Below are 15,979 nucleotides of genomic sequence, written 5' to 3'. Positions count from 1 at the left end.
CAAGCGCGCAGACGCGGCCAGCACGCGTTCTCGGCGGCATGTGAGTACGACACGAAACCCTACGCCGTAAAAGCCCCCATGATCGTCTGCAGTATCTCCCGCACGCCTGACCAATCCTGCGTGGCGATGATTGACGGATTTTCTTTGGCTGCGGCGACTTTCTCACGAAATCGCCGATGCACATCCGCCTTGTTGGCTATCTCTCCTTGATACGATCCGATGGCCGGAATGAGCGAGCCCCACCGCACCGGCGACAGTACGCCTTCGCAGTCCAAGAGGACGTCACTGCCGAGGTACATCTCGATACTTCCAGCAAGGCCATTGACATTCGCCAAGACAGTGCCGCCCTCAGGGTTCGCCAGCGAGGGCGGCCCTATCGTTGGGTAAGACGAAGCAAGCGGAAGATCGGGATAGCGGAGTATCCGAATAGTTGATGGCAGCCGACGCAGATCGAGCGGGCGAAGCGCATCAGTGGCGGCACTGTCATTGTCGAAGATGGCCACTGTTCTATTGGCGATACCCGCCGCAGCGAAAGATTTCACGAGCCTGACCAATGCGCCGGCTCCGCCGTCGTTCTTCTGCTCGAAGTCCAGGAATTTCACGAGATCAACTAAGTGTGGATATAGTATCGAAAGTCCGGCCGTCAGGAACTCCGCATCGGTTCTCCCTTCGGTCAACACCACCACGGGGGAGAACAACGAACCGGCGCGGCGCAGCTCATTCAACTTCGCCGCAGCGTGCGGACCGTCGTCATCACCGACCCACGCCCAGTATGCGGTCGTCACGTCCACAGCCACCTTCGCCCTAGGGAAGGCGGCAACCACGAGCCGAGTTTCCAGTAAAGGGTCGAAGGCGAACTGAGCCAGGCGGATCAGCCATTCCGGTGACCCGGGGAGCGGCTTCCTGTAGGGGTTACTGGAGAAAGGTGATACAGGTGCGTGATCTGCAATTTGCGAAAGGTTGGAAAGCCACTGAGGTCCGCCCATCGAGCCAATAGCAACGGACTCAGAATCCCTGCCGTTTTCCGCCAGGTAGTCGGCATGAGCGGCGATGCCGCCTTCCCAGGCCCGCAGGCTGGAATTCAGATCGAATCCCAGCAGATCGAGCCGTTCGGCAACCTCGCGCGCATCAGCCTCATACCGTCGCACCTCTATCTCGTCATCTGAGATCTCGCCGGATCCCGGCCGCGCTCCAAGCCAGTTGTAAAACTCCGCCGTCCTGATGATGAATTCCTGGAAATGCCCGTTTGTGAATGCGGCCAGCAGTCGGCTCTCGTCATTCTCATGCCACATTTGCGTGTATGGTCCAACCCGCACAGCCGCCGCACGGAACATGTATCACCCTGTCTGTAGACCTTGGGCATTTATCCTGTCAGACCGCCGCGCGTATTCCCAGACTCCGTGTGGAAAATTGGCAACATAGCCCTGCCTTTGCTGCGAGCTCATGATCGGATACTGCGATCCCCTGACTCTCATCGCCAAATCCGCGCAGTCGCACCAGATTTGTGAACGGCATTCGGAGCACGCGGTCGGCGATCAAGATCCAGGATAGGTGTCGGTTCTCACGAACATCTCGGCACGCGGTGCCGAGATGTGGCGCCGAAAATTCGTCGCGTACATCTGGCGCCGGTTTCGCGAGCTTAGCCACTCATCTCATCAGCCGTATGGCGGTTCACCGTCGCGGACTACGACCGTGCGCTGAGGAAGCCGGCGCTGGCCATGAGTGAGCGCGAGTGGGCGCTCCTGTGCTGACTGCGACGTTGACTCGCTCACCGACTGGCGGACCGGCTCCGGACCGGTGGCCATGGCGTCACCTTCGGTCCTCGAGACTGCGTGGACAGCTGGGCTGCAAGTGCCCGGGATTGCCAGGACCACCAAGGACCATCGGGGACCAGCAGAGCCAACTTCCTGGGGCCGTGCCGTGCGGGCGATGGTCATGCATGTGGATCAGCGCAGCCGGCTGATTGTTGGTTCCGGGGGTTGTCGGCTGCGTCCGTCGGCCGGTCGTGTGCGGCTGCCCCGCTAGCCACCGCGACCGGCCTCCCCGGGCTCTTCTGTTGCACGGGAGTGGCATGCCCTCGCTCAACGCGTCCGTCTCGCACCCCAGGTCAGCATCCGACGGGCGGGAAATCCCGTTCACTCGGACGCCATTGATGTCGGCGTCCGCGGACCGGCTCCTGCAGATTCCTAACGGCGGCCGACCGGTCGATGTTGGTGTCACCAGACCTGGCGTGCCGAGGGATCCACCCGGCCCGCTGCATCTGTTGCCGGTGCCGCATGAGCTCGGTCCGGCGGAGGTCGCCGATCGTGCGTGGCGGTACGCGGCCGCCGTACGGCCGGGCAGCGTCGTGGCCGTGTCCTCGGCGGACGGTGGGGTGGGCCGTTCCACGCTCGTCGCCGCGTTAGGTGGTGTGCTGGCTTTGGCTGTACCGGGCCCGGTGGTGGCCGTCGATATGCATCCGGTGCCGTGGGGCGGGTTGGCGGAGCGGATCGGCCGGCAGAGCGCGGGCACGGTCTGGGACGCCGTCCGTGACCTCGACTCGCTGACCTCGCTGCGAGAAGTCCAGCGGTGGACGCAGCAGGGCCCGTCGGGGTTGCTGGCGCTGGTAGGCGAGGCCGAGGGGCAGGGTCGCCGTCCACCTCAGCATGATCAGGCGGCGATGGTGGTCGAGGCGGTACGCCGCCTGGTGCCGGTGACTGTATGCGATGTGATGCCGGCGTTGTTCACCGGCATGTGGCGGACGCTGGGCGCGGCGCACGCGCCGGTGATCGTGGCCCGCGCGTCCAGTGACAGTGTCCGGCACAGCCTGCGGCTGTTGACGCATCTGCGGGCGGCCGGGTTCGGCCCGGTCGTGGACCGGTGCGTGCTGGTGGTGATGGCCACCTCCCCGTGGACGGCGCGGGACGTCCGGGCGGTGCTGCACCAGGCGAGGACCACGGTGCCGGTTGTGGTGGACATCCCGTTCGATCCGGGCCTGGCGGTCCCGGAGCCAATCGATGTGCGCCGGCTGCGTAAGCCGACCCGCCACGCGCTGGTGCGGCTGGCCGAGCAGGTGCTGCTGCGGTGCACCGCCGGCACCGTCGCGACGACGACGGGACGGCCGTGATGTCAACCGTGTTCACGGCCGTGGCGGCGCGGGTGCTGGAGGCCCCGAGCCCGGCTCCGACCGGAGTAGGTCCGGGCGGTATCGACTGGAGCCGGATCCACCCGGATCCGTCGGCGGTGCCGCGGCCGGAGCTGTTTTACACGTTCATGAATGGGCTGCTCTACCTCGGTGCGTTCGCTGCCGGCGGCGCGTTGATGGCGGGTTTGATCGCGTTCGGTGTGGGGCCGCTCTTCGGCGCTCACATCGTGTCGGATCGCGGGCGCAGCATGATGTGGAAGGGCGTGCTGATCGGCTTCGGGGTCGGCTCGTTCACGGCGATCATGGCGTTCCTGCTGGTGAAGGTATGACCAGCACCGGCCACCACCTGTCCCGCGAGCGGCTACGGATGGCGGTCGCTGTCGCGGTGCTGGCGGGCGTTCTTGTCAGCGTCGTGCCGGGACCAGCTCCTGCGGACGCGGCCCCGTCGCCGGCACCGCCGTATCCGGCGACCACGGACTGTGCGGCGAAGGCGCCGGGCGCGGTGGCGTGGTGCATGCCGTGGATGGTGCGGGTGGACAAGCCACCGGCGGGGAGCCGCTCGCATTGGGCGACCCGGTGCAGCCTCGCTACCACCGACGCTGACCGCGAATCGTGTGCGGCGGCATCGGTCACGCTCGCGGCTCGCCCGCGTGACGGCTCGGCGTCGGTGTTCGGCGACGGTCCCACCGACGGCAGCGGGCCGGCCGGACTCATCAACTGTGCGCTGCTGACCGAGCCGGGGCTGACCGGCACCAATCCGGGTCGCGACGCGCAGTGGGAAGCGAAACGCAACGCCTGCGCCAAGCAGGTCGGCACGTGGAAGCAGCAGGTCTCCGACCCTGATCCGAAACCGGCTGACTGCGGGCTGACCGACGCGTCGTGTCAGATCCAGCGCAAGGCGCAGGAGGCCCTCGGCTCGGGTGTCCGTTCTGGTATCCAGGGGTTGGTCGACATTGCGGTGCAGGCCATGGTGTACCTGCTGTCGCGAGTGGCCGGCCGAGTCTTCACCGCCACTTCGATCTCGGCCCCGGACGACGCGTTCTACTCCGTCTACAACAGCGTGGCCGGCGTGATGGTCCTGCTGATGATGGTCTTCTTCCTCATCTCGCTGATCGTCAACGGGCTACGGACCAACGCCGGTCCGGGTCCGATTGCCACGCTGGGCGGTCTGGTCCGGGCGTTTCTGGGGATCACGTTCGCCGGAGGGCTGGCATTTCTGATCGTGACGGCCTGGGATCAGGCGACCAACGCGGTGATCGCGGCGAACGCGGCAACGCCGTGGGAGCCGTCGCAGTGGGTGAGCGCGCTGACGAATCTGTCCGGCGGCGCTGGAACGCTGTTCTTGGCGTTGCTGCTGTCGATGTTCGGCTGCATCGGGCTGCTGCTGCTGTTTTTCATCATGCTGTTCCGCGGGATCCTCGCGACCGGAGCCGCGATCTTCGGTGCGGTGGCGATGTCCGGGCAGGTGATGGCCGAGACCCGGCATTGGGGTCGCCGCTGGTTCTGGACCGTCAACGCCCTGGCGTCGAGCAAATTCTTCATCGCCGAGCTGTGGATCTACGGCAGCCGGTCGGCGTACGGGTCGGACGACCTGATGACGGTGGTGCGGGCCGTGCTGCTGATCTGGCTGATGGTGGCCGCCCCATGGATTCTGCTGCGGCTGACGACCCTGTGGGACGGCTACCTATCTGACGTCAACGCCTACGGCCTGATGTCGGCCGGTGGGAACCCCCTCGCTTTGGCGCCCGCCTTCGCCGACGGCGTCGCCGCCGGAGCGGCCGGGGCGCCTAACCCGGGCAGCGCAGGTGGGGGTGGTGGTGAGGCGAATGCGGCCGGGGTGATGGCCGCGAACACCTCCAGCATGCCGACAACCCCGGCCGACGCCGCCGGGATAGGCGACGACAGCAGCGGACGGCAGGCGGCGGACGCCGCGTCGACCGGCGGGGACGGCGGCCAGGTCGGCCAGCCCGCGAGTACGCCCGGCGAGCAGCTGGCCGGAACCGCGGGATCGGGTAATGCCGACACCCCGAACGCGCAGGAGGCCGACGGTGTTCAGGCTGCGGCCCGCAGCGCCAGCCAGACCCTGTCCACCGGGGCGCCCACCGCACCCGCGGACGGCAGCACCGGCGCCCCGGGCGCTGGACCGATGCCGGCTTCCGGCATCGCGTCGTCACCGGCCGGAGCCAGCGGCTCGAGCGCACCCCAGGACGGCGGTGGTTCCGCAGACGACCGGCCGGGCGGCGGAGCGGGATCAGACGGTGATCAGCAGGCCGGTCAGTCGTCCGCTTCTGGTGGCCGCGGGGCGGCTGCTGCCGCCGGCGAAGCGCCGATTCTGCCGCTGTGAAGGCCTAGGAGAAGGGAGCCGTGGTGTTTCAATTTCCGCCGCGGGCGACGCGCGGGGTCCTGCTCGGCTTCACCCTGTCGCAGATCGCGATGGTCGTCTCCGGGGTGATCACCGCGGTCATCGCGCTGAACCTGCTCGCCGCCGGGCGGCCCGGCATCGCTGTGGCCCTGTTCGCGGTGACGGTCGTGCTGATCGTGCTGGCGCTGTTGCGGTTCAAAGGCCGCCGACTGACTGAGTGGCTACCGATCGTGGCCGCCGCACTGATCCAGCGCGGGGCCGGGCAGAACGAGTACCGGGGCGGGCCGTGGGCGCCCAACAGCGTCGCCGAGCACATGGACCTGCCTGGCCCGGCGGCCGGCTACCGGGGGGTCACGGCCATCACCGCGGATGGCCTGACCGAGGTCGGGCTGCTGGTGCATTCCCGGGAGCGGACGGTGACCGCGGCGCTGACCTGTTTCGGGGAGAACCTGGTGCTGGCTGACCGGGACGTACAGACCCGCCGCCTGACGGACTGGGCGCAACTGCTCAACATCCTCGGCGCCGACTTCACCGACATGGGCCTGGTGCGGTGGGCGGTGACCGCCCGGGCGGTCCCGGACACCGGCAACCGGGCGCAGCGGTACCTCGCCAACCGGGCCATCGAGACCAGCTCGGCGGCGTACCGATCGCTGGCCGAGCTGACCGCCGCGGCGGCGCCAGCGGCGCAACGCCACGACATCCACGTCAGCGTGGTGTTCGACCTGAACAGGTTGTCCGGTGAGATCCGTCAGGGTGGCGGCACCGACGCTGCGCTGGCGGCGAGTGTGCTGGACCGGCTGACCGGGATCGAGGCGGCGGTCGCCGAGGCGGGGGTGGCGACCGGCGGCTGGCTGTCGCCGCGCGGCTTCGCCGCGGTGCTGCGCACCCAGTTCGATCCCGACGATCAGGAAGCCGTCGACCTACGCGCCAGCACCCCGCCCGGCGGGCCGGGCACGGCGGCCGGGGTGGCGCCGCAGCTGGCCGGGCCGGTCGCCGCCCGCACAGTTGGCTGGACCACCTACCAGCACGATTCCGCGTTCTCGCGGACGTTGTGGGTGGCGCAGATGCCCCGCCAGCCGATCGGCGCGACCTGGTTGACGCCGCTGTATATGCGTACCACCTGCCGGCGCACGGTCACGCTGGTGGCGCAGCCGGTCCCCGCCGGTCTCGCGCAGTTAGCCACCCGTAAGGAGAAGGTCGCCCGCGCCGGCGACGAGGTCACCAAACGGAAACTTCGCCTCGTGCGCACGGCGCGGGAGGACGACGAGGCCCGCGCGGTCGAGCAGATCGACCGGGAACAGGCCGCCGGGCATGTCCGCTACCGGTACGCGCTCATGGTCGCCGTGACCGCCCGCACCCTCGACGGCCTGGACCGTGACGTCCAGCAGGTACGGCGGATCCTGTCGCGCGCCGGGTGCGAGGCGGTGGTTTTGGCCGGTGAACAGGACCAGGCGTTCGCCGCCGCCGCGCTCCCGCTAGCCCGTGGCCTCAAGCCGATGCGGGGGTGGACCGCATGACCCGCGAAACCCCGCTGCGGCGCGCAGGCTCCCTCGCCGACCGGATCACCCAGCGGGCCGCCGCTCGCGATCTGGCCCGCGCTGAGCATGCCCTGGCCCGCGAGCAACGCGGCCTCGACCAGGCGACCCGTCGGCTGCTGGGCCCTCCGGCAGCGGGCCGGCATGGCGGATACGGGCGGCGTGCCGGGCGGGTGGCGTGGCTGCTCGGGCTGCCGCCGCTGGTCACCACCTCCGCCCAGCTGTGTTCGGTGTTCCCGTTCGTGACCGATCCAGGGTTGCCGGTCGACGGGCCGCTGATCGGTACCGAGGTATACAGCCGGTCCGCGTTCACCTTCTCCCTGCATGAGCTGTACCGGGCCAAGGCGGTGACCGCCCCGAACATGGCCGTGACCGGTGAGATCGGCTCGGCGAAGTCGTCGCTGCTGAAATGTCTCGCGTTTCGCGGAATCCCGTTCGGCACCCGCTTCTACACCTGCGACTACAAAGGCGAATACGAGCACCTCGCCGCCCTGGCCGGCATCACACCCGTACGGATCGGCCCTGGGCTGGGCGTAGTGATGAACCCCCTCGCGGGGATCCGCCAGCATCCCGGGCAGACCGAGCAGCAGTGGCGGCACACCCAACGCGCCCGCCGCCTTCTGCTGCTGGAGGGCCTGCTGGAAATCCAGCTCTCCGGCCCGCTGAGCGAGCCGGAACGCTCCCTGCTCGAGTACGCCGTCGACGCGGTCACCCGCGAACACGACGCCACGCCGGACCGGATGGCCACCCCCACCCTATCCAGCGTGCTCGCCGCGACCGGCCAGCCCGAGAAGTGGGCGCACCGCCTCGATCGCCTGGCCTACCCCTTGGACGTGTTTGTGGCCGACTCGCGGCGGGTCCGGCTCGCGCTGGAACGCCTCGTGTCCGGGGCGCTCGGCGGCGTCTTCGACGGCCCGGACACCTCCGCAGCCCGCCTCGACTTCAGCCAGGCCGGGGCGGTGCTGGATCTGCGGGCGATCCGCTCGTCGGACGCGATGACCGCGATGGCGATGACCTGCGCCCAGTCCTGGCTCGAAGCCGAACTTTCCGCCCCCGACGCACCCCCGCGGGTCTGCTTCTACGACGAGTTCGCCCTGATCGCCCGGCATCTGCCGCTGATCCGCCGCACCCGCGAACAACTCAAACTCGCCCGCGCCCTCGGCGTCGCCAACGTCCTGGCCTTCCACCGGTTCTCCGATCTGGCCGCGTCCGGAGCGGGTGACTCCGAGCAGGTCCGCATCGCCCGTGGCCTGATCGAGGACTGCGGGGTGCGGGTTTCCTACCGCCAGGCCACCGGCAGCTTGGAGCAGGCCAGAGAATTCTTGGGCACCTCCGACACCGAGACCGATCTGCTGCGCTATCTGCGCCAAGGTGTCGGCTTGTGGAAGATCGGCGTGCGTTCGTACGTCGTCAAACACCAGCTGTCCCGCGCCGAGACCGCCATGGTGCACACCGACAGCCGCATGAACGCCGACCAGACCCCGCCCGACAAAGCACCGCCTGCCAGCGACCCAACGGGGCACACCGAACCCGGGGTGGCAGGGGTAGCAGCATGAACCGACCATCACTGTCGTCACCGGGGCACCGGCCGCCGCGGCAGGGGCACCTGCGTGCCGACATCCGCGTGCGCGTGCTGCTGCTGGGCAGTTTCATCGTGCTGCTGGCAGCTGCGCTGCTGTCGCTGTGGCTGGCCGGGCAGCTAAGCGGGTTCCTGGCGCATCACCGCTGGCCCGCCGTCGGGATCGGCCACACCCCGGCGATCCTGCTTCGCCTCGCCGCCCACCTCGACAAGCCGGCCGCGGCATGGCCCGCCCGTACGCGCGCCGCGCTCGGGCCGGCGTGGCTGCTGTACGGATGCTGGCTGCTCACCTTCACCGCGGTTCTCGCCGGACCCGGCATCCCCGCCGTCCGGCTCGCCCGGACCCGTATGCGCCGCGCCGGCTTCGCCAGCTGGGCTGATCTGCGCCGGCTGCTGTCCGCCGAAGCAGTCCTCGACCGGGTCGACATCGTCCGGCCCGGACTGACGATCACCGACGCCGACACCCCGACCATTGCGGCCGCGAAAATCCGCCGCCGCAGCGACCCCCTCGAAGTCGCCCGGTTCCTCGGCACCGACGTCATCAGCGGGCGACCGTTGTTCCTGGCCAACGAATACACGATGCTCGCCGCCGCCGTCCCGCGGTTCGGCGGCAAGACCACCCGCTACGTCATCCCCGCCGTCGCCGACGCCCGCGGCGCGGTGCTGACCACCTCCACCCGCCTCGACGTCGCCGAAGTCACCTACACCCGCCGCACCCGCATCGGCCCCACCTACATTTTCGAACCCCAAGGCGAGATCCCCGGGGTGCCGCGGCTGCGCTGGTCACCGATCGAAGGCGCGCAGGATCAGATCGTCGCGATGCTGCGCGCCACCGGCTTCGCCGCAGGCTCCGGGATCGGCGACGAGAGCGTGGAGAACGGCCGCTGGTTCAGAGACCAAGCCGCCACCATCCTGCGTGGCCTGCTGCACGCCGCCGCCTTGGATGACACCGCGACCATGGTCGACGTCCTGGCCTGGTCACAGAACCCGGCCAACCCCCGGCCCGAACGGATCCTGCGCGCGCACGGCGTGGACAACTGGGCCGACCGGCTCACCCGGCACCGCGAAACCACCGGCCGGGCCCGCGACACCATCCAGTCCGTGGTCGCCGGCGCGCTGGACGCCTTCAACGACCCCCGCGTCCTCGCGGCGTGTTCACCGCCACGCGGCACCCAGTTCAAACCCCTGGAATGGCTGGCCGAGTCCGGCACCCTCTACCTGGTCGGCACCCGCGACGCCCAAGCACTGATCGCCCCGCTACTCGCGGCGATCAGCGAGGACATCATTTACCACGCCAAGACCCGGGCGTTGACCATGCCGGGCGGCCGCATCGAACCGGCCCTATATTTCATCGGCGACGAGATCGCCAACATCGCTCCCCTGCCGTCGCTGCCGAGCGTGATGAGCGAGGGCGGCGGCTCCGGGATCGCCGTGTCCGCCTTCGCGCAGAACCTGCCCCAACTACGCGAACGCTGGGGCGACAAAGGTGGGCAGGCGATCGCCGACGCGGCCAACGCCCGGCTGATCATCGGCGGCAGCAGCGACGTCGGATCGCTGCGCGACGCCCAAGCCCTCGCCGGGCAGATCAGCGAAGTCACCTCCGGCGCCAACTGGGGCAGCGCCCGCGCCACGATCAACGAATCCACCCGCCGGGAACATCTGATCGACCTCGCCGACCTGCGCACCCTGCCCGACGGCCGCGCCATCGCCTTCGTCGGGAACCTGCCCCCGGTCGAAATCGACGTCCCCGCCTGGTGGCAGCGGCCCGACGCCGGCGAGCTGACCGCCGGCCGCGACGCCTTCCGCCGCATCCTCGCCGAGGGCAGCTAATGGACACCTTCACCTTCGAGCTGCCCGAGGACCCGCCGCCGGACATGGTCGCGGCCGCGAAGCTCGGCACCGCCGTCAGCCAGCTCGCCGCCGCTCTGGAAAGCCTGCACCAGCAGCACCGCCAACTCCGCCACCTCGTCGAGCAAACCCGCCGCCCCGGCACCAACACCGCAAGTGAGCGGACGATGCCGTGGCCGCTGCGCTGGCATGACCTCACCCGGGACGCCGCCGCACAGACCTGGTCGTGGCTGATCGACTGGGTCGCCTGGCTCGTCGACCGGTACCAGATCCCCGAAGAGATCCCCGCCTGCTGGCCGCAGCACCCACCGCTGGTCGAAGAACTCACCGCCCTGGCCGCGGCCTGGCACAGCTGCTACGACGACAACGCCCACCCGGACGGGCCGCTGCTGTGGCACGAACGCCTCAACCGCGCCCGCGACCGGCTACGCGGCTGGGACGACTACACCCGCTGCCGCAACGGCACCCACACCACCAGGCCCCACGATCTGACCTGGCCGGACGGCTGGCACGACACCGCCATCGACACCGCCAACAACGACCTGGCCCATCGCCCCGAAACCAGCACGCTCGCGGTTGCGGAGCAGTCATGAGCCAACCCGCCGAGGTCGCCACCACTTACGACTGGGAACGCCTCAACGCCCAGCTCGGCGTCCTGTCCATGGATGTCGAGGACCTCTGGGAGCAGATCACTGACCCTGACCGCCAGCGGGAAACCGAGGAGCCAGTTGCCGAGGAATCGGATGCCGACCGCGACGGCCTCGACCGCGGCGACGTGCTGGCCGCCATGGCCGTCGTCGTCCGCTACCTCTACCAACGCGATCTCGACGCAGACCGCGACCACACCCCGTCAGAGGAGGAACCCGTGCCCGCCGAAGAACTCGACCGCGATCACGACCGCGACGCCGAACTAGAAGAAGAACGACGTCGCCGCCTCGACTACGAAACCGACGGCGATCTCGACGGCGACTACGACCCGACACCCGACGAACCCGACCTGGACGGCTGATGGCCACCACACCCGGCCCGACGACCGGTGCCGCCGACGAGGCAACCCCCGGCACGGCGTCGTCTCTGCCCGCCGCCGCAGATCGTGGCAGGACACCATGACCCGGCGAGGGCTGCTGCTGACCCTCGCCGCCGCCCTCGCCGTGGCCGGCTGCTCCACCGGTCCCGTCCCGGCACCACCGGCGGCCGTCTCCACCCCGGCGAACCCGGCGCCGGAGCCAAACGACGAAGACGGCGCCGGCACAGCGCCCAGCGCGCCGACGGCACCCGGCGCTGTCCGAGCCGCGGTCGGGTACGTGACCGCGTGGGCACGGCCCGGCCTTGCCCACGACCCCTGGTATGCGGCAGTCCGCGACCTGGTCGTTGCGCAATACGCGCGGCTGCTGGTCGACACCGACCCGGCCACCGTGCCCGCCGCGTCCATCACAGGGCCGGCCCGGGTGCTCACCTCCACCACGGCGGTGGTGGTCGTCGCCGTCCCGACCGATGCCGGCACCGTTGACGTCACCGTCGTGAACAGCGGCGGCCGATGGCTGGTCGCGACCGCCCGCCCGGCCCAGCCATGAAACCGCACACCATCCTGGCCGTCGCCAGCGCCGGACTGCTGATGCTGTGCGGCCTTCCGCTGGCCGCTGTCCTCGACAACGACCCCGCCGCAGCAGCCTGCACCGGCACAACAACCGTGGCGACGGCGGGCGTGCAGATCCGCGCGCATCCCGGCGCGATCGGACACTGGAGCAGCAGCCAGGTCGACAACGCCGCGATCATCGTCGCCGTCGGCCAAGGCCTGCGCATGCCGGCCCGCGCCTGGGTCATCGCCGTGGCCACCGCCATACAGGAATCTCGGCTGACGAACCTGGGCAACCTCGGCACCCGCAACGACCACGACTCACTCGGCCTGTTCCAGCAACGCCCCAGCCAAGGCTGGGGACCACCCGCCCAACTACTCAACCCGGTCTACGCCTCCACCGCCTTCTACCACGCGCTCAAACGCGTACGCGGCTGGGAAACCATGGACCTCACCGTCGCCGCGCAGAAAGTCCAGCACAGCGGCTACCCCGACGCGTACGCCAAACACGAACCCGACGCCGAACGCATCGTCGCCGCCGTCACCGGCAACGCCACGATCACCAACCTGCCCGGCGCCAGCCTCGCCGACTGCGGGGCACCCGCCACCGTGTCCGCAGGCGGCTGGACCCAACCCGTGCACGCCCCGATCGTCTCGGGCTTCCGCACCGCGTCGCGGCCGAACCATCAAGGCGACGACCTCGGCGCCAAACGCAACACCGTCATCCGTGCCGCCGCCGCCGGGAAAGTCGTGTTCGCCGACTGCGACGACGACACCGGCAACTGCGACATCGACGGCACGCTCGACGCCACAGGCAGCCCCATCACGAAGGGCTGCGGCTACTTCGTCGAGATCCTGCACGCCGGCCAGGTAGCCACCCGCTACTGCCACATGGTCCGCAAACCCGACGTCATCTACGGCCAGCACGTCGACGCCGGCCAGCCGATCGGCCTGGTCGGCTCCAGCGGCCACTCCTCCGGACCCCACCTGCACTTCGAGGTCCACCTCAACGTCACCTGCGGCAAAACCCGCTGCCAGCTGTCGAGCGCCAACGCGGTCGCACCGGACGAGTACATGCGCGCCCACGGTGCGCCGCTAGGTGACCGGTCATGATCGTCGACCCGGCCAGCGCCCCGGCCGCATCCGGCACTCGGCGGGACGACGCATCGGACGAACTGCTGCACCACGTCGCCGTGCTCTGCCGAGCCGCCAATCACCTGCGGCGGCATCTGGAACACACCGTGCTGCGCGAGGCACGCCTGACCTGGGCCAGCTACGACGTGCTGCAGCTGGCCGCCGGCCGCCGCCCGATCGACGCGCGCACCATCACCGAGATCACCGGCCTGGCCAAAGCCACCGTCACCCTCGCCGTCAAAGACCTCACCGCCCGGCAACTGATCCGCCGAATCCCGCACGCCGGCGACCACCGCTACTGGCTGCTGCAGCCCACCGCCACCGGCCTGCAATTCCACCGCGACCTGCGCGCCCGCCTGACCGCAGCGCTCAGCGAACTACTCGATCACCCCGCCGACGCCGCCCGCCGCGACGCCGGCATCGCCCTGCACCGCATCAGCAAACCCTGACCCCGTACCGCCATCACCAAGGGAGGAACCGTGCACCACGACGCCAACACCACGCCCACCGGAGGGCAGCCGCACCAGCCCCGACACCATCGCACCAGGCACACCCTGCGTGCCTGGCTGGCGTTGCCGCTCGTGCTGGCCGTCCTGCTGCTGACAGCGGCACCAGCACAAGCGCACACGGGCCGCCCGCCCTGCGTGCGCCACGACCTGTCAGTCACGCTCACCACGGGAGCCGTCAGCAGCTACCGGCTCGCCGGCTGGCTGTGCCAGCCCAGCCACCCCACCACCACCGTGCAACTGCTGGTCGCCGGACTGACCTACACCCATCAGTACTGGACCGGCCCCGACCACCGCACCGACCAAGTCGCCGCAGCCGTGACCGCCGGCAACGCCGTCTACATGATCGACCGCATCGGCACCGGTGCCAGCGACCGGCCACCAGCCGACCAGGTCACCGTCACCACCGAAGCCACCGTTGTCCACCAGGCCGTTCAAGCACTGCGCAACGGCACCCTAGGCCGCTACACCCACGTTGCCGGGGTGGGGCATTCCTACGGATCGGTCGTTTGGATGGCCGAAGCCGCCGCCCACCATGACGTGGACGCCCTTGCCCTGACCGGGCTGCTGCACGACATCGATCTCGACGCGATGACTCGCTTCACCACTGATCTGCATCCCGCCGCCGAGGATCCCGCCTTGGCACACAGCAACCCGCCGTCCGGCTACCTGACCACCCGGCCCGGCAGCCGTGCCACCTACTTCCTCGACCCCGGCACCGCAGTACCCGCAGCCCAGGGGTGGGACGAGGCCACGAAAACGACCGCGACGACCGGTGAGCTCACCTTCACCCCTGAGCAGGAACTCGCGCACAGCCGGGCCATCGCGGTTCCCGTCCTCCTGGTCGTAGGTACCCAAGACGCCCTGTTCTGCGGCGCCGCCCTGCCCTGCACCCGGCCCGCTGACATCTGCCAGCGCGAACGCGGTGCCTTCCCCGCCACCGCTCTGACGGCAATGTCCGTTGCCGCGACCGGCCACTCCCTGAACCTGCACACCAGCGCCATCCGCACGCACGCCGCGATCAACACCTGGCTCGCCCGGACGATGCATCAATCGGCACCAGGCTCGTGCAGCCCGTCGGTGCTCACCAGCGCAAGGCAGTGACCAGCCGGCCGGTCCAGCAGATTCCCGCAGCCAGCGATCAGCTCGTAGACCAGACACGCTCGCTAGGAAGGAACCTCCACCGATGGGTCACGACCGCTCACCTCGCCGCCGGACGCTCCGCGACACCGCGCTGTCGCTGACGGCGCTGGCCGTGCTGAGCCAGGCCGTAGCCGCCTGCAGCAACAACCCACTCACCAGCCCGGGACGATCGTCTGCAACGACGATCGCCTCGCAGCCGTCAGCCTCCACTGCGGCTGCCCGGACCTACAAGGCCATCCCTGACGCGTGCGACGTGCTCGACCAGGCGCTGCTGACCGCAACTCTCGGCCCCGACGGCGGCGACCTCGGCACGCCCCGATCCGACAACAACAGCCTGGCCGAGATCGCCCGATGCCAGCACACGTACGGGGCGCCGGGAGCCCGTAGCCTCGGCGCCATCGAGGTCATGACCGTCAAGACAGGAGGCGCGCAGGCCTACTACGACGGCATCCGCGGCGCCCAGCAGAAGACCGACACGCTGACCGAGATCCCGGGCCTCGGCCAAGGCGCCTACCGCTTCACCGACACGCAGACCGGCCCGCACATCGTCGTCAACGACGCCAACCTGTACCTGACCATCTCCATCAGTGGCCAGAACGCCACAGCGCCCGAAACAGTATCGGTCGCCGACGTATTGGCGAAGCTCGCCCAGCACGCGATGATCGCGCTCCTCGTGTGACCACTTGCAGCAGGACCGTTGGAGCTACCGATCAGGCTCTACCGGTCACCACCGCTTCGCCGTGCCGGGCGTCTGGCACACTCCCGGCACGGCCGAGCGACGGAATCGCGGCAGATTCTCGACCAGCCCGCCGCAGGTACCAGCGCGGAGAACATGCTCGGACCTGAGGTATCAGCCGATCGATTTGGTGCTTCGGTGTTCAACATTCGATGTCAACGGCTGCCTGAGTTCGGCGAAGGCGGCCTGACGGTGAGCTCGCGCCAGCCGTCTTGGTCGTTCAGCAGATCGTCGACGAGCAACAGTGCGTCATCCTCGGTCGGTGGGTGCCACGTCCGCGCAGTACCGCCTGCGCCGCCTTCCCGCGCCTCAACTACAAACCCATCGCCCTCGACGCGCAGGTAGACGTCACGCCGCGCAATGCGCCCCCACCTGCCGTTCCACCAGTGCCCAATGCCGCGTAGCTTAAGTTGATGGGACTGTGCCACGAACGGTG

At 69.4% G+C, this 15,979-nt stretch carries 15 protein-coding genes; 13 read left to right on the top strand and 2 right to left on the bottom strand.

Going from position 1 to position 15,979, the window contains the following annotated elements; genetic code table 11:
• Positions 1–59: 59 nt before the first annotated feature.
• Complete coding sequence (locus Ato02nite_RS08155) at positions 60–1,334, bottom strand: hypothetical protein (RefSeq protein WP_213005794.1); 1,275 nt, start codon at positions 1,332–1,334, stop codon at positions 60–62.
• 896 nt (positions 1,335–2,230) lie between these two features.
• Here Ato02nite_RS08155 and Ato02nite_RS08150 point away from each other — a divergent pair.
• The 13 genes from Ato02nite_RS08150 to Ato02nite_RS08090 all read left to right on the top strand — a co-directional run bounded on the left by Ato02nite_RS08150 (position 2,231) and on the right by Ato02nite_RS08090 (position 15,486).
• A complete protein-coding gene (locus tag Ato02nite_RS08150; RefSeq protein WP_213005793.1) occupies positions 2,231–3,106 on the top strand; it encodes a CpaE/TadZ family protein in 876 nt (291 codons plus the stop codon).
• 8 nt (positions 3,107–3,114) lie between these two features.
• Positions 3,115–3,453: a hypothetical protein gene (locus tag Ato02nite_RS08145; protein ID WP_246606283.1), complete on the top strand. Its 339-nt coding sequence runs from the start codon at positions 3,115–3,117 to the stop codon at positions 3,451–3,453.
• Positions 3,450–5,468, top strand: coding sequence for a hypothetical protein (locus Ato02nite_RS08140; protein WP_213005791.1), 2,019 nt, complete (start codon positions 3,450–3,452; stop codon positions 5,466–5,468). Before Ato02nite_RS08145 ends, Ato02nite_RS08140 begins: the two co-directional genes overlap by 4 nt.
• A 23-nt stretch (positions 5,469–5,491) precedes the next feature.
• Positions 5,492–7,003: an SCO6880 family protein gene (locus tag Ato02nite_RS08135; RefSeq protein ID WP_246606282.1), complete on the top strand. Its 1,512-nt coding sequence runs from the start codon at positions 5,492–5,494 to the stop codon at positions 7,001–7,003.
• Positions 7,000–8,577 carry a putative type IV secretion/conjugal transfer ATPase gene (locus Ato02nite_RS08130; protein ID WP_246606281.1) on the top strand — a complete coding sequence of 526 codons (1,578 nt, stop codon included), beginning with the start codon at positions 7,000–7,002 and terminating at the stop codon, positions 8,575–8,577. Before Ato02nite_RS08135 ends, Ato02nite_RS08130 begins: the two co-directional genes overlap by 4 nt.
• Positions 8,574–10,430 (top strand): type IV secretory system conjugative DNA transfer family protein, encoded by a 1,857-nt coding sequence (locus tag Ato02nite_RS08125; protein ID WP_246606279.1) that lies wholly within the window; start codon positions 8,574–8,576, stop codon positions 10,428–10,430. Before Ato02nite_RS08130 ends, Ato02nite_RS08125 begins: the two co-directional genes overlap by 4 nt.
• On the top strand, positions 10,430–11,041 hold the full coding sequence (locus Ato02nite_RS08120; RefSeq protein ID WP_213005790.1) for a hypothetical protein: 612 nt from the start codon (positions 10,430–10,432) through the stop codon (positions 11,039–11,041). Before Ato02nite_RS08125 ends, Ato02nite_RS08120 begins: the two co-directional genes overlap by 1 nt.
• The gene (locus Ato02nite_RS08115; RefSeq protein WP_213005789.1) at positions 11,038–11,457 is read left to right on the top strand and encodes a hypothetical protein; all 420 of its coding nucleotides are present in this window, start codon (positions 11,038–11,040) and stop codon (positions 11,455–11,457) included. Before Ato02nite_RS08120 ends, Ato02nite_RS08115 begins: the two co-directional genes overlap by 4 nt.
• A gap of 97 nt (positions 11,458–11,554) precedes the next feature.
• Positions 11,555–12,022, top strand: a complete 468-nt coding sequence (locus Ato02nite_RS08110; protein ID WP_213005788.1) for a hypothetical protein — start codon at positions 11,555–11,557, stop codon at positions 12,020–12,022.
• A complete protein-coding gene (locus Ato02nite_RS08105; RefSeq protein ID WP_213005787.1) occupies positions 12,019–13,137 on the top strand; it encodes a M23 family metallopeptidase in 1,119 nt (372 codons plus the stop codon). Before Ato02nite_RS08110 ends, Ato02nite_RS08105 begins: the two co-directional genes overlap by 4 nt.
• Positions 13,134–13,607, top strand: a complete 474-nt coding sequence (locus tag Ato02nite_RS08100) for a MarR family winged helix-turn-helix transcriptional regulator (protein ID WP_213005786.1) — start codon at positions 13,134–13,136, stop codon at positions 13,605–13,607. The genes Ato02nite_RS08105 and Ato02nite_RS08100 overlap by 4 nt, the downstream gene beginning before the upstream one ends.
• Before the next feature lie 30 nt (positions 13,608–13,637).
• Positions 13,638–14,768, top strand: coding sequence for an alpha/beta fold hydrolase (locus Ato02nite_RS08095; RefSeq protein ID WP_213005785.1), 1,131 nt, complete (start codon positions 13,638–13,640; stop codon positions 14,766–14,768).
• An 82-nt stretch (positions 14,769–14,850) separates the two neighbouring features.
• On the top strand, positions 14,851–15,486 hold the full coding sequence (locus tag Ato02nite_RS08090; protein WP_213005784.1) for a hypothetical protein: 636 nt from the start codon (positions 14,851–14,853) through the stop codon (positions 15,484–15,486).
• A 212-nt stretch (positions 15,487–15,698) separates the two neighbouring features.
• Here Ato02nite_RS08090 and Ato02nite_RS08085 read toward each other — a convergent pair whose 3' ends face one another.
• Positions 15,699–15,938, bottom strand: a complete 240-nt coding sequence (locus Ato02nite_RS08085) for a hypothetical protein (RefSeq protein WP_213005806.1) — start codon at positions 15,936–15,938, stop codon at positions 15,699–15,701.
• Between the last annotated feature and the right edge of the window lie 41 nt (positions 15,939–15,979).

It is taken from the genome of Paractinoplanes toevensis (genome assembly GCF_018332695.1).
GTDB lineage: Bacteria > Actinomycetota > Actinomycetes > Mycobacteriales > Micromonosporaceae > Actinoplanes > Actinoplanes toevensis.
Note: the sequence above shows the minus strand (reverse complement) of the source record. Positions and strands in the feature narration are given on the sequence as shown.

What these genes read in the sequence shown, in the direction of transcription:
- Ato02nite_RS08090 (WP_213005784.1), top strand. Translation starts at nt 14,851, where the DNA reads ATGGGTCACGACCGCTCACCTCGCCGCCGGACGCTCCGCGACACCGCG.
- Ato02nite_RS08130 (WP_246606281.1), top strand. Translation starts at nt 7,000, where the DNA reads ATGACCCGCGAAACCCCGCTGCGGCGCGCAGGCTCCCTCGCCGACCGG.
- Ato02nite_RS08120 (WP_213005790.1), top strand. Translation starts at nt 10,430, where the DNA reads ATGGACACCTTCACCTTCGAGCTGCCCGAGGACCCGCCGCCGGACATG.
- Ato02nite_RS08100 (WP_213005786.1), top strand. Translation starts at nt 13,134, where the DNA reads ATGATCGTCGACCCGGCCAGCGCCCCGGCCGCATCCGGCACTCGGCGG.
- Ato02nite_RS08115 (WP_213005789.1), top strand. Translation starts at nt 11,038, where the DNA reads ATGAGCCAACCCGCCGAGGTCGCCACCACTTACGACTGGGAACGCCTC.
- Ato02nite_RS08155 (WP_213005794.1), bottom strand. Translation starts at nt 1,334, where the DNA reads ATGTTCCGTGCGGCGGCTGTGCGGGTTGGACCATACACGCAAATGTGG.
- Ato02nite_RS08125 (WP_246606279.1), top strand. Translation starts at nt 8,574, where the DNA reads ATGAACCGACCATCACTGTCGTCACCGGGGCACCGGCCGCCGCGGCAG.
- Ato02nite_RS08140 (WP_213005791.1), top strand. Translation starts at nt 3,450, where the DNA reads ATGACCAGCACCGGCCACCACCTGTCCCGCGAGCGGCTACGGATGGCG.
- Ato02nite_RS08110 (WP_213005788.1), top strand. Translation starts at nt 11,555, where the DNA reads ATGACCCGGCGAGGGCTGCTGCTGACCCTCGCCGCCGCCCTCGCCGTG.
- Ato02nite_RS08105 (WP_213005787.1), top strand. Translation starts at nt 12,019, where the DNA reads ATGAAACCGCACACCATCCTGGCCGTCGCCAGCGCCGGACTGCTGATG.